The sequence below is a fragment of the Boudabousia marimammalium genome (genome assembly GCF_001936115.1).
Classification (GTDB): Bacteria; Actinomycetota; Actinomycetes; order Actinomycetales; family Actinomycetaceae; genus Boudabousia; species Boudabousia marimammalium.
In genome coordinates, this window is sequence record NZ_MPDM01000005.1 from 56,244 (window position 1) to 69,638 (window position 13,395).

Annotated in this window: 10 protein-coding genes and 1 tRNA gene; all 11 read left to right on the forward strand. The window is 55.4% G+C overall.

The genetic code is table 11. From position 1 onward, the window contains the following. Nucleotides 1–56: 56 nt before the first annotated feature. Nucleotides 57–950, forward strand: coding sequence for a fructosamine kinase family protein (locus tag BM477_RS05555; protein WP_075361684.1), 894 nt, complete (start codon nt 57–59; stop codon nt 948–950). Nucleotides 951–1,075: 125 nt separating this feature from the next. Further along, nucleotides 1,076–2,077 carry a variant leucine-rich repeat-containing protein gene (locus tag BM477_RS08290; RefSeq protein WP_075361685.1) on the forward strand — a complete coding sequence of 334 codons (1,002 nt, stop codon included), beginning with the start codon at nt 1,076–1,078 and terminating at the stop codon, nt 2,075–2,077. Nucleotides 2,078–2,087: 10 nt separating this feature from the next. Continuing rightward, nucleotides 2,088–3,692: a DUF7059 domain-containing protein gene (locus BM477_RS05565; RefSeq protein WP_075361686.1), complete on the forward strand. Its 1,605-nt coding sequence runs from the start codon at nt 2,088–2,090 to the stop codon at nt 3,690–3,692. Nucleotides 3,693–3,843: 151 nt separating this feature from the next. Then, a complete protein-coding gene (gene topA / locus BM477_RS05570; protein WP_075361687.1) occupies nt 3,844–6,627 on the forward strand; it encodes a type I DNA topoisomerase in 2,784 nt (927 codons plus the stop codon). Between the two features lie 51 nt (nt 6,628–6,678). Beyond that, on the forward strand, nt 6,679–7,359 hold the full coding sequence (gene tmk / locus BM477_RS05575; protein ID WP_075361688.1) for a dTMP kinase: 681 nt from the start codon (nt 6,679–6,681) through the stop codon (nt 7,357–7,359). A gap of 1 nt (nt 7,360) precedes the next feature. After that, complete coding sequence (locus BM477_RS05580) at nt 7,361–8,605, forward strand: DNA polymerase III subunit delta' (RefSeq protein WP_075361689.1); 1,245 nt, start codon at nt 7,361–7,363, stop codon at nt 8,603–8,605. A gap of 88 nt (nt 8,606–8,693) precedes the next feature. Then, nucleotides 8,694–10,247 (forward strand): alpha/beta hydrolase, encoded by a 1,554-nt coding sequence (locus BM477_RS05585; protein WP_084543750.1) that lies wholly within the window; start codon nt 8,694–8,696, stop codon nt 10,245–10,247. A 59-nt stretch (nt 10,248–10,306) separates the two neighbouring features. Then, nucleotides 10,307–10,382, forward strand: a tRNA-Thr gene (locus BM477_RS05590). 376 nt (nt 10,383–10,758) lie between these two features. Beyond that, nucleotides 10,759–10,992 (forward strand): helix-turn-helix domain-containing protein, encoded by a 234-nt coding sequence (locus BM477_RS08630; RefSeq protein WP_425425750.1) that lies wholly within the window; start codon nt 10,759–10,761, stop codon nt 10,990–10,992. Between the two features lie 3 nt (nt 10,993–10,995). Further along, the gene (locus BM477_RS05600; protein ID WP_075361691.1) at nt 10,996–12,318 is read left to right on the forward strand and encodes a hypothetical protein; all 1,323 of its coding nucleotides are present in this window, start codon (nt 10,996–10,998) and stop codon (nt 12,316–12,318) included. Beyond that, complete coding sequence (locus BM477_RS05605; protein ID WP_075361692.1) at nt 12,315–13,385, forward strand: helix-turn-helix transcriptional regulator; 1,071 nt, start codon at nt 12,315–12,317, stop codon at nt 13,383–13,385. The genes BM477_RS05600 and BM477_RS05605 overlap by 4 nt, the downstream gene beginning before the upstream one ends. Nucleotides 13,386–13,395 lie beyond the last annotated feature (10 nt).

Here is a 13,395-nt window from a genome sequence, read left to right on the forward strand (position 1 = left end):
TTGGTGTTTGGGTGGCGGCGCAGTCGCAGCCGCGCAATGCCCAGTATGCTTAAAGCATGAGCGCTACCAAAGATCTGCACCGCAAATGCGATAGCCGCCGCCAAGCCATCGCTTTCGAAGCCGCCGGCCTAGCTTGGCTGGCCGAAGCTCAACACCTTGACGGTGCGCCCGTCGTGAAGGTACATGAATACCATCCCGGCACTGAAATGCATCCGGCCTGCCTCTGGGAAGACAGACTCTCCAACACTGCCCCCACCCCGGACACCGCCAGAGCCTTCGGCGCGGCACTTGCCCACACCCATCTGGCGGGCGCACCCTATTTCGGGTGCGGTCCGCAGAGCTTGATTAGCCGAACAGTCGCAGAAACAGACCGCAAGGATAGCATCCAAAACTCAAACAGTAGCGGACTGGAAGAGCCATGGGTTGGCGACGGATTCATGGGCTCCACCAGACTACCGCTCCGCCACCAGGCCCCCGCCAACTGGGAAGAATTCTATGCCGAAGATAGGCTCATTCACTACCTTCCAACCGCACGAGACAACCACTCCCTCGGCCCCAATGAAGTACGCGTAATCGAGAGACTCTGCGAACGCCTCGTCGACCAAAAAGTGACCTCGCCGCTGCCGGAACGCTTCCATAACGAGGGGGTGCAAGCCGCCCGAATCCACGGTGACCTGTGGAGCGGAAACGTGATGTGGGCTCCGGCCGGCACCCTGATTGATCCGGCAGCGCACGGCGGGAATCCCGAATCCGACCTGGCGCAACTACAGGTTTTTGGGCAGCCGCTAATGAATGAAATCTACGCCGGCTACCTGAGCGTGACGCGACTACCAGAACACTGGCAGGAGCGGATCGGGCTCCACCAGCTGCACATGCTGATTGTGCACGCCGCAATCTTCGGCGGCTCCTACGGGGAGCAGACAGCTGACGTGGCACGCTCCTATATTTGACGAAAAGTGTCCACAGAATCGGGAAAATTTCCTTGAATCGTGGCCAATCCGTGTAGTTAGATATATGCTAGGCAAAGAAATCCTTAAAGATTTAGAAAAGTGCCGCAGTAATAGTAGGAGTACCAATGAGTCCCACCCCCGAGTTTGAAGCGATCGCTCGCGAGGCTACCGACCCGCATATTGACCCGAATCGTTTGCGGCAGATCGCGGCAGAGTACCCTGGCCTCCACCTTGCTATCGCCCAGAACCCGGTCGCCTATGAGGGACTGCTGAACTGGCTGGAAAGCCAGGGTAATCCGGAAGTTGTGGCCGCGGTGCAGGCGCGCCGCAGACAATCTGAGCTCACCGAAAATGGCATGACTGGCGGCGCGGCACTAGGGGCAGCGGGAGTAGCTGCAGCCGGTGCTGCTGGCATCGAGGCCGTTGCTGGAGCAGCTGGCACGGGAGCCACAGCAGCTGGAGCTGCGGGCTCTCAGGCAATGCCGTTTGCTGGCGGTCAAGCTGCACCAGTCCAAGAAAAAGCCCGCAGCAACAACAAAATGGTCATCATCTTTATTGCCCTCGCTGTTCTGGCAGTCGCTCTGGTCGCCGCGGCCTTCGGTCTGGCCACCGGTTTCTTCAAATTTGGTGCGGAATCCACCCCCACCGCAGAGACAGTGAAAACCATTGAGGCCAGTGACGGCACAGTGGAGACCATCGAAGCGCCGGCTCCGGCGCCCCCTGAACCCACCGAAGAAACCCCGGAAGATACCATCAAATTCCCTGAACCTCTGGGCGCCCAAGAAATACCGGCCTTCGCTTCACCTAGCCAAAATATTTTCTGCCGCATGGATGACAATGAAGCTTTCTGCGCCATTAACACCCGTGAGTACGCGAATGAAGGCCCCGACGCCTGCTTCGGAGTTTTCGGCTTGAAGATATCCGGCAAGACCACCCCGACTGCCACCTGTAATGATGCTTCCGTGAACCAGATTCCGGGCGCCCCGCCGGTTCTGCAGTACGGTCAGGCCGCCACCTTCGGCCCCTACGCTTGCGCTATGGAAGAAAGCGGCGTCACCTGCTGGAACAAGCTCACCGGCGTGCAGTTCAACATGCGCCGCGCTAATTTCAACGTTAGTCAGCGTTAGGCGGTAAATCTTGGCTTCTTCCCCTCGGACCGAAAAACTCCAAGAATGCGCCACTTCCAGCCCAGCCATAATTGGGCAGCTACGTGCAGATTTGACGCACTATACGATTCCGGAGGTCTACGAGAAGCTACCGCAAGACGCCCAAGATGCCTTGGAACAAGGGATAGTTTTCCCTGCCGTTCGGGCCCTCAGGCAGCTAGGATCCGCCGATCAGGTGGCTGAGCTGGCGCGCCTGTTCATGCTGGGAGACCTCCTCGACCCCGCCGAAATCGCGGCAGCTCTCCCCAACACCGGACTTGACCAGGCGGCCCAGATTGGTTTGATCCGTCCCGGCGACCAAGACGCCTCCAAATGGCAAGCGAACTTCGATCTGCGCCCCTTCTCTATTGATTTGCCGGCCGTCTCGCCCTCGGCCCCAGCAGGGCAAACCAGGGAACGTACGTACTGGTTCCTCTCCGACCTGGGTGAGGACGTCACCGGGGAGCCACTCAAACCCGACCATGTGCTGGGGATTGGTGGCGCCACGACCTCGCTGCTGCGTCTCACCCCCAGAGAGCCAGTTGAATCCGTGCTGGATATTGGGACCGGCTGCGGCATTCAGGCAATCATTGCGGCTGCGCACGCAACCCGGGTGGTGGCGACCGATATTAGTCTCCGCGCCCTCGACATGGCGGCTTTCAATGCTGCCCTCAATCAGGTGACGCTGGACCTGCGGGCCGGCTCAATGCTAGAGCCTGTCGCGGGGGAGCGCTTCAATCTGATTATCTCCAATCCGCCGTTCGTGATTACGCCGCGCCCCACCGACGCCGCCGGACAACCCATCATGGAGTATCGTGACGGTGGTGGGCAGGATGATTCCATCGTGGCGAACCTGGTGCAGGACCTCCCGCAGGTGCTTGCCGACGAGGGTGTGGCCGTGATGCTGGGCAACTGGCTGCTGACAGAGGATGACTGGGCGGCCCGACCGCGCACTTGGCTGGGCGACTGTGACGCCTGGATCATCCAAAGAGACAGCTACAATCCAGCCCAATACGCCGCCATGTGGCTACGTGACGGCGGGATTGAGCCGCGCACGCAGCCGACCGAATTTCGGCAGGGAATCAGCGACTACCTGGACTATTTTGCGCAGCAGCAGGCCCGCGGTGTCGGCTTCGGCTACCTAGCGATTCGCGCCACCCAAGTGAGGGCTCCGCAGCACCATTTTGAGGAACGTGTGGCGGGGAACCCTCCTTCGGGTCAAGATATTTCCCGGTTTTTTGGGGTGCTCGACTGGCTGTGGGAAACTGAGGGGGCCGAGGGGGATTCTTCCGTCCAGCCCTTAGCTTTGAGTGAGAGAACTGTGCGCCAAGCCGCGGATGTGACTGAGGAGCGCTACCATTTACCCGGGCAACCTGATCCGTTAATCATCATGCTTCATGCGGGCGGGAGTGGCCAGAAAGTCATGGTGAACTCCATGTTTGCGGCCCTGTTCGGGGCCTGTGATGGGGAGCTGAATCTGGGGCAGATCACGCAGGCTTTAGCGGTTTTAGGAGATGTTGAAGTAACTGAGGTGCTGGGCCAGGTTGAGGAGCCGTTACGGCAGGCACTACTTTCTGGGATGCTGATTCCAATCTAGTGGGAATGCGGGGATGTCTGGAAGGCTGCGCTGACAAAGTATGGTTAAAATGACAGAATCTGTTTTGCACATTTGCGTAAATCGAATTGACCTGCCCTTAATTGAAGGGATAGTGTTCGCATCAGACACATTGTAATGAAGGATAAACATTTTGGGTACAAAGCTGGTCATTGTCGAATCTCCCGCGAAAGCACGCACCATTGGAGCTTTGCTGGGTGATGAGTTCACTGTGGAAGCCTCAGTGGGTCACATCCGTGACCTGCCGCAGCCTTCTGAGCTTCCCGCCAGCATGAAGAAGGGTCCTTACGGTAAGTTCGCGGTGAATGTGGAGGATGGTTTCACCCCTTACTATGTGATTGATTCCGATAAGAAGAAAAAAGTCACTGAGCTCAAGCGGGCTTTGAAGGATGCTGATGAGCTCTATCTGGCAACTGATGAGGACCGTGAAGGGGAGGCCATCGCCTGGCATCTGCTGGAAGTCCTGAAACCGAAGATTCCGGTAAAGCGCATGGTTTTCCATGAGATCACGCGGGAAGCTATCGACCGGGCTTTGACTGAAACTAGAGACTTGAATGACGCCCTCGTGGATGCGCAGGAGACTCGCCGCATCTTGGACCGTCTGGTTGGCTATGAGGTTTCTCCGCTGCTGTGGCGTAAGGTTGGGGCTGGCTTGTCGGCCGGTCGTGTCCAGTCGGTTGCGACCCGCCTGGTGGTGGACCGTGAACGCGAACGCATGGCGCATGTTTCCGTGAATTACTGGGATGTTTCCGCAGTTTTGGCGACCGCTGAGGGGGCCGAGGGGGATTTTACCGCCCGTATCTCAACCTTGGCGGGACGTAAGATTGCGGCCGGTAAGGACTTTACGGATGCCGGTCAGCTGAAGGCTGCCGCCGAGAAGAATGAAACCCTGGTGCTGGGTGAGGCGGGCGCGGAAGCAATCGCACAGCAGTTCAAGCAGGCTGCGTCGAAGGTGGAGAATCTGGAGACTAAGCAGTCGAAGCGTCATCCGGCTCCGCCGTTTACTACCTCGACCTTGCAGCAGGAGGCCTCCCGGAAGCTGCGGATGGCTGCGCGTGACACGATGCGGGCCGCCCAGACCCTGTACGAGAACGGTTACATCACCTATATGCGTACAGACTCCACTGACCTTTCTAATGAGGCAGTGCAGGCGTCACGGGCGCAAGCCACTGAGCTGTATGGTGCGGATTCGATTCCGGATAAGCCTAACCGTTACGGTAAGAAAGCGAAGGGCGCGCAGGAGGCTCACGAAGCTATCCGTCCTGCCGGCCATCATTTCCGCACCCCGAAGCAGGTGGCGGAGCAGGCTGGCGGTAAGCTCAGTCCGCGTGAACTGGCCCTGTATGAGCTGATTTGGAAGCGTACTGTGGCTTCGCAGATGAAGTCGGCGATTGTGGAGACTGCGACTGTCACTGTGGGCGCAGATTTGTCGGCGGACGCCCTCGGCATTGAGAGCCTGCCGACAACCGGCATGGTGCCGGTAACTTTCACGGCGTCTGGCACGATTGTGACTTTTAAGGGTTTCTTGGCCGCCTATGAGGAGGGCCGGGACGAGGAAGACCGGAAGAATAAGTCCGGTAAGAATGAGCGTTTGCCGCAGCTGGAGGTCGGTCAGCAGCTGACCGTGCGGTCCACTGAGGCGGCCGGGCATGATACGACTCCGCCGGCGCGCTTCACGGAGGCTTCTTTGGTGAAGAAGCTGGAGGAGCTGGGCATTGGCCGGCCTTCCACGTATGCTTCTACGATTTCGGTGATTATGGATCGCGGATATGTGTTGCGCCGCGGTCAGGCGCTGATTCCGTCTTGGTTGGCGTTCTCTGTGACTCGCCTGCTGGAGGAGAATCTGGGTGGCCTGGTGGATTATGATTTCACCGCTTTGATGGAGCAGGATTTGGATAAGGTCGCTTCGGGTGAGCTGGATGGCCCGTCTTGGCTGGGCGCTTTCTACCTGGGTGAGGGTGACTTGCAGGTCTCTGAGGCGCTGCCTGGTGGTTTACGGAAAGAGGTTGAGGATCTGGGCGATATTGATGCCCGGGCCGTGAATTCTTTGCAGGTGGCTCCCGGCGTGGAGCTGCGGGTGGGCCGTTATGGGCCTTATTTGGAGGCCGAGGATGGTTCCCGCGCCTCAGTCCCCGATGATATTGCGCCGGATGAGTTGTCTGAGGAAAAGGTGAAGGAGCTGTTTGCTGCTTCCGCTGATGATGGCCGTGAGCTGGGTGTTGATCCGGATAGTGGCCATGTGATTGTGGCGAAGAATGGCCGCTATGGTCCTTATGTGACTGAGGTTTTGCCGGAGGTGGAAGTTCCGGAGGAATCTGGGAAGAAGCGGAAGGTGAAGGCCCCGAAGCCACGCACCGCGTCTTTGTTGAAGACGATGGATTTGTCGTCGGTGACTTTGGATGATGCTTTGCGTTTGTTGTCGCTGCCGCGTGAGGTGGGTGTTGACCCGGAGTCTGGTGAGATGATTACCGCCCAGAATGGTCGTTTTGGTCCTTATTTGAAGAAGGGTACGGATTCGCGCTCTTTGGAGTCTGAGGAGCAGATGTTCACGGTGACTTTGGAGCAGGCGTTGGCGATTTATGCGCAGCCGAAGACCCGTGGTCGGGCGGCTGCGAAGCCGCCGTTGCGTGAGTTTGGTGAGGACCCGACTTCCGGTAAGAAGATTGTGATTAAGGATGGTCGTTTTGGCCCCTATATTACGGATGGCACCACGAATGTGACGGTGCCGCGTTCAGAGTCGGTGGAGGAAATCTCTGAGGAGCGGGTCATTGACTTGCTGGCGGAGAAGCGGGCGAAGGGTCCAGCTAAGAAACGGACCACGAAGAAGGCCGCTACGAAGAAGGCTACCGCCAAGAAGGCTACCGCGAAGAAGACTGCCGCTCAGAAGCCGGCAGCGAAGAAATCTTCCCCCAAGTAGTTTTCGGGCGCCAATCTGTCCCGCCGGCTGGGTAGTATAGGAACTATGACTATGACGAACCCATTGCAGACCGCAGCGGATCCGCGTAACTATCCGGGGATTTTCCTTTCCTTTGAGGGCGGTGAAGCGGTCGGTAAAACCACTCAGATAGCGCTTTTACGGAAGCGCTGTGAGGCTTTTGGCCGTCCCATCACGGTGACGCGGGAGCCCGGTGGCACTGAGATGGGAAAACAGTTGCGTCGCCTGATCCAACATGATGTGGATGATTTGAATCCGCGGGCGGAAGTATTGATGTATGCCGCGGATCGTTCCTACCATGTGGCAACTAAGGTTCGTCCCGCTTTGGAGGCGGGCGGCATTGTGCTGACCGACCGCTACCTGGATTCCTCGATCGCCTATCAGGGCGGTGCCCGCGGCCTGGGTGACGCGGTGGAAGCGATCTCGTTGTGGGCGACGGAGGGGCTGCTCCCTGATTTGACGATTCTTTTGGATGCTGATCCGGATGTGTTGTTTTCTCGCCGCGGTGAGGCCACTGACCGTTTGGAGCGGGAGTCTCGGGAGTTCCACCTGATGGTTCGTGAGCGTTTCTTGTCGCTGGCTGAGGAGCGCCCGGAGCGTTTCGTGGTGGTTGATGCCGCCCAGTCAGTTGAGGCGATCGAGCAGCAGGTGTGGGCTCATGTGCGCCAACTGTGTGAGTCCCGTTTCGGCCCACTCCCAGACCGGGTGAACTAGCATGACGGTTTGGGATAAGCTGATTGGCCAGTCCGCCGCAGCTGAGGTGCTTACCGCTGCTGCTGAGGCGGCTCGGCATATTGTGGAAAGGCGAATAGCCGAGGGGGCTTCCTCGGCCCCGGCCACGGCAGCTGACGCGACGCCATTGGAGCAGGAACGCTCCATGACGCATGCTTGGCTGATTACTGGTCCGCCCGGTTCCGGCCGGTCCACGGCGGCGCGCGCTTTCGCGGCGGCTTTGCAGTGCACTGGTCCGCAGGTTGGTTGCGGTGTCTGTGAGGGCTGCCGTGCGGTTCTGGCTGATACGCATCCGGATGTGACTACTTCGCGCACGCAGAAGGTGGTGATTTCTATTGAAGAGGTCAGGCAGCTGGTCTCTGGCGCCTATGCGGCGCCGCAGGAGGGACGTTGGCGCGTCATCATTGTGGAGGACGCGGACCGGATGGTACAGCGGACCACGAATACTTTATTGAAAGCCATTGAGGAGCCACCAGAGCGGACCGTGTGGCTGCTGTGTACGCCCTCGCCTGAGGATGTGCTAACTACTATTCGTTCGCGCTGCCGGAATGTGGCTTTGCGGATTCCCCCGGCAGATGCCGTTGCCAGCTACCTGGTTGAGGAGTCTGCGACGCGACCAGAGGGGCCAATTTCCCCTGAGATTGCTTTGCAGGCGGCCCGGATTGCGCAGAGCCATATTGGGCGGGCCCGCCCCCTCGCTATGGATGAGGAAATGCGCGCGATTCGACGTGAGCGCATCACGAAGATTGTGCGGGTTCGTTCCGCCCCGGAGGCCGTCTATGAGGCGAAGCAGCTGGTTGATCGAACCAGTCAAGTAGCGAAGGATTATTTGGACCGGGAGGCTCCCCAGGCGATTGCGGATCTGAAACGCACCCTCGGCTATGATGAGAAGGAACGTATCCCTCCTGCGATTCGTAGCCAGATTAAGGACGAGGAAGAGAAGCAGCAGCGGATCGCGACCCGCCGGCAGCGTGATGAGCTGGATTTTGCGCTGGTTGATCTGTTGAGTTTCTACCGTGACGTGGTGGTTCGCCAGTTGGGTTCTGAGATTTCGGTGATTAATACTGATTTGGCTCCGCTGGTTGATGAGTTGGCTGCGCAGTCTTCAACTGAGCAGACGCTGGCCCGGATGGATGCGATAGCGCAGGCGCGTAAGCGTATTGCCGGTAACGTGCCGCCGCAGTTAGCGGTGGAAGCGATGATGATTACTTTGCGTCCGCAAAGCTAGAGTTTTCTGATTCGTCCTTGAGTACGATACGTTTCTTTCCGCAGGTACCGTATTCTTCTATTAGGATTACTTGCTTTGGAGGTTAATAGTGACTGTAAAGAAATACCCTGCCGCTGTGATGGCTACTTGCGCTCTGTTTTTGGGTGCTTGCGGGTTAGCTGGTTCTCAGGGCGAGGGGAAAGTAGTGGAGGCGACTCCGACCCCGTCAACGGTAGAGGTCCCTGCCGGGTTGGAAAGCTATTACAGTCAGTCTTTTAAGTGGGAATCTTGCCCATCTGAGGTGCCGGACGGGAACAAGGCGCTGTGTGCAACGTTTAAGGCTCCGAAGGATTATCAGAACCCGCAGAATGGGGATCTGGAGGTCATGGCCGTGCGTCTGGGTGACGAGGGGGCTTCGCGGCCGGCGATTTTAGTGAACCCGGGCGGTCCGGGTGGCTCTGCGGTTGATTTTGTCTCTGAAAACGGCGACTACATGTTTACCGATAAGGTCATGGAAAAGTACGATGTGGTCGGCATGGATTCGCGCGGTACGAAATGGTCCACGCCGGTTACTTGTCTGACCGATGAAGAGAAGGACAAGCAGACTGCCTCTAATTCTCCTGATGTTTCCACTAAGGAAGGCCGTTTGACAGCCCGCCAGGAATTAGCTGAGCTGGGTGCTAAGTGCTTGGAGAAGGATGACGTCGTGAAGTGGGTGGACACTGAATCAGCTGCCCGCGACATGGATATTTTGCGTCATCTGATGGGGCAGAACAAGCTGGATTATCTGGGATATAGCTATGGCACTTTCTTGGGTGCCACCTACGCGAAGTTGTTCCCGCAGAATACGGGCCGTTTTGTGCTTGATGGTGTGGTTGATCCTTCTGTTAGCTTCGAGGATTTAAGTAAGCAGCAGCTAGCTGGTTTTGATGATTCTATCGGGAACTATGTGGACTGGTGTAATACTTACGCTAAAGAGAGTTGCGTGTTGAAGGAGGGTGAGGCTGGTAAGCGTCAACTGATTGACTTCCTTGATGGCCTGCGGGTACGTCCTTTGCCTACTGATGATAAGGATCGGGAGCTCACGGAGGCGCTGGCTGAAACCGCGGTGTTCGGGGCAATGTACAGCACCCAGTGGTTTGATACGTTGACGAATGCTCTGCAACTCGCTATTCGCGACGCTAACGGGAATATGCTGCTCCGGATGGCGGATGTCCTAAATGAACGTAATGCGGATGGCACTTACGGTTCTAACCAGACGGAGGCCTTCTTGGCGATCAACAATTTGGATTATCCTCTGTCTGATGAGTCACAATGGAGTAGCGCTGCGAAGGAGTTGAAGCAGATTTCGCCGCTGTGGAAGAGCTTTGCTTGGGGTGACTATACTCGCGCTGATTGGCCGGTGAAACCGGTCGGGAAGCGAGGATCGTATCCGGGTGACACGACTCCGCCGATGGTCCTGATTGGCACGACCCATGATCCGGCAACCCCACTGGCGATGGCTCAGTCTTTAGCTAAGCAAATGCCGAAGGCGGTTCTGGTCACTCAGGAAGGCTGGGATCATACCGCCTATTCTTCAAGGGCAAGCAACTGTATAAAAGATGCGGTCGACAATTTCTTCATTGACGGTAAGCTTCCTGAAAATGGGCTGGTTTGCCGGTAGATGATTTGCACAATTGCAGGTAAGTTCGCTAAAGTAACTGCGTTACCTGTAAAGGTGCCGCCAACTTAGCTCAGTCGGTAGAGCAATTCACTCGTAATGAATAGGTCGCGGGTTCGATTCCCGCAGTTGGCTCCATTACCGGCACAAACGGTGCCGGAACATAACCCTCGATGGTCTCCCCATCGGGGGTTATCTTTTGCTCACGAACCGGTGTTAATGCAGACAGCTCAACCCCTAGCGCTTCAGCTGTCAGGATTAAATCCTCAGCGCTCCACTTAATGCGGCCCCGCAAGCGACCACTGATGTTTTGACCCGCGACACCGATAGCTGCGCCCAGCTGTGCTCGGGTGATGTTCCGGTAAAACATTTGCTGATTTATCGCAATGTTTAACGCTTCATCAAATGCGAATAGTCCGTAATTGCTGTTCATGTTTGCAACTATATAAGATGTTACAAAACAATGCAACTGTATCGCTTGACATTCTTTAATTGCTGTGCAAATTTAGATTACATGTTACAAACCCATTCATTGCAAGAAGATCCATTGTTAAATGCCACTCAAGCACTAGAGTACCTACCTGTTACCAGAACCACGCTTCACCGATGGGCTAAGGCAGGAGAGATACCTAGCGTTATGATCGGTAAGCAGAGATTTTTCCGTAGATCGGACATTATCGAAGCTATCACTCCTAAAACTACTAAAACTCACACCTCTCAGGGTGTTCAAACCGTGATTGAGGTGTGAGTCGTGGCTGATAAGTATTTTGCGGTTAGGTCGGGTGCTACAGCCTTGCGTAACGAGACTGTGCACGACAAGAGTCTAAGTTTTACTGCTTTAGGGCTTTTAACGACGATGCTGTCAATGCCGCCTGACGCTCCTTTGGGGTACCGTCAGTTCCTAGGTCGAGGCAGTGGGCAATCAGCAATTCTTAAAGCCATGAAAGAGCTGGAAGTAGCTGGCTATCGTTGGCGGTTTTCAACCAGGAATAGTGATGGGATGATCCGTCAGGTAGTTATTGTGTTTGACGTTCCTACTACAGAAGAACAAGCGCGTGCAGCCTTAACAAAGTTAGGGACAAAGCCTCATGCTTGCGTATCTCAACCAGCACGGGTAGATGACTCTTTAACTCCGATAGATATTGATGAGTTAAGCCGCGTGATTGATTCACTAGACATAGATGGCACGCAAGATTTAGATCAGTTAAAGAAAGAAGCAATAGAGCAAGCGACAAAGGATAACGAGCGCCTTGAGCGGCAAAGAATCGCCCAGCATCAACGCGACACAATTGCTCAAGAACAAGCTGCACGAACCAGTAATAGCCCCTCGCGTGAAAATCAACGCAACGGGACAGTAACCCCTTTGCGTGAAAATCAACGCGAGGGGACAGTAGTCCCGTTGCGTGGAAATCAACGCAACGGAGAAAATGCCCCTTGCGTGGAAAATAACGCAACGGAAAATGAGTCTCCAACTTCCCCGTTGCGTGAGTTTCCGTTGCAACGGCACACCGTGGCACGGTCAACCCATGCACAATTAATATCTAAAGATATTAATTCCAAGAAAGATAAATCTTTCCTTACCTCCCAACACGAACAACCCGACTCAGACCAGACGGCAGGGGAGGGCAGGAACGGAATCTATATTGCTTTAACCGAAGAACAAGCGCAGACCGCTTACGCTTGTCTGCCAGGGCACATGAAAGTCACAGAGATCCCTGGACTAATCAAAATCTGGGCACAAGTCGAAAGACTCTTAAATGCAGGATGGACGGTTGAGCAGATTCACAACCATCTCGACGCTAAGCCTTTACCTGCAGAAGTAATCTACCTACCCGCGCTTATAGCCTCAAGGCTCAAAGATATGCTACCCGCACCACCACAACCCTGTAGCGTCTCTAAAGCCGCTAAAGGCTATTGCAACTACCACCGAAACAAGTATCACGGGATCTGTGATTATTGCGAGTCAGAGCGCAAAGCCGGCAGATTTGAGGACAACTCCACCACTCGGAGAGAGTGGCTAGAAACCGGTTGCCCAGAATCTGTGGAGAAATACCGACACGAACAGGCAGGATGATGTCTGAAAAAGCGCAACTACGTAGTATCGTCTTCCACGCCCCCGTCTACACCCCTAACGAAAAATTGGTGCTATTAAGCCTAATCGAGCGATCAAACGGCTATGAGAGCATCTCAACCAATAGTGATATTGTTCGGGTTACTCACCTGTCAGAACGCACAGTCAGGAGAGTTCTAGGCAGCCTCGAAAAACGAGGAATAATTGAACGCGACGAATATGCTAGGCCCCACGGTGGAAGATCGGTTGTATGGACGTTGAGACACTTACATTACGCACTAGCAGAATACTGTCAAGAACGCCCAGAAACTACCCCATATGAAAAAATAAACCAGGCTAAAGCACAAACTGAACTGGTCAACAAAATGGGTAAAAACTCGACACTCAAGACCGTAATCGAGAGCATCCAAGAACACGGTTGGGACAGCGCTTACGCAAGTACCTTGGCAGCTGGATTACAGATGTTCATCCCAGCAAAAATGAAATGGATAAATAGCTCCAGCCTTGAAAGTGTCTCACTAACCGACGCTCACGCCGTCGCTTGCTCCGAAGCCTGGGCAATTATTCACCACGACTGGAAAGATGTCCTCAACAGCCCCACACCGTGGGATACTCTCTCAGAGAAGGTCAGAGAAGCCACTGGACAGGTAAGGACAGTGCAGCGAAGAAAAGCCGATCTAAAAGAAGACATCACCACAACACCATCCATAACCCCCATAAACAAAGACGCATTCATTGGGCTAGATACAATCGGAGCGCTCGAGCCAGTAATCAAGAGTCTAATGAAAATCGGAGTCAAAGAATCGGACGCTATCGCAATGACTATACGAGCTGGCGCCCTTGCGGCCCAACACCGAAAAAGCCGGCAACAAACCGAAGCCAGGAAAGACGAAACCCTAACCGCACTAGGTCTGACACCTGCAGCAGCTAGCTCATTAGTCTCACTAATCGCGGGATCAAGGACTCATGGTGAGCAAACCAGCCTGCTAACATGTGAAATAATGACAGAGGAACACGAAAGGCTACTAAAGAAAATAAAAGCAGGCGTGTTATATCTCACACCTGCATAATTTTGGGCGG

Coding starts and splice junctions, on each gene's coding strand:
- BM477_RS05555 (WP_075361684.1), top strand. CDS start 57: ATGAGCGCTACCAAAGATCTGCACCGCAAATGCGATAGCCGCCGCCAA.
- BM477_RS08290 (WP_075361685.1), top strand. CDS start 1,076: ATGAGTCCCACCCCCGAGTTTGAAGCGATCGCTCGCGAGGCTACCGAC.
- tmk (WP_075361688.1), top strand. CDS start 6,679: ATGACGAACCCATTGCAGACCGCAGCGGATCCGCGTAACTATCCGGGG.
- BM477_RS05580 (WP_075361689.1), top strand. CDS start 7,361: ATGACGGTTTGGGATAAGCTGATTGGCCAGTCCGCCGCAGCTGAGGTG.
- BM477_RS08630 (WP_425425750.1), top strand. CDS start 10,759: ATGTTACAAACCCATTCATTGCAAGAAGATCCATTGTTAAATGCCACT.
- BM477_RS05605 (WP_075361692.1), top strand. CDS start 12,315: ATGATGTCTGAAAAAGCGCAACTACGTAGTATCGTCTTCCACGCCCCC.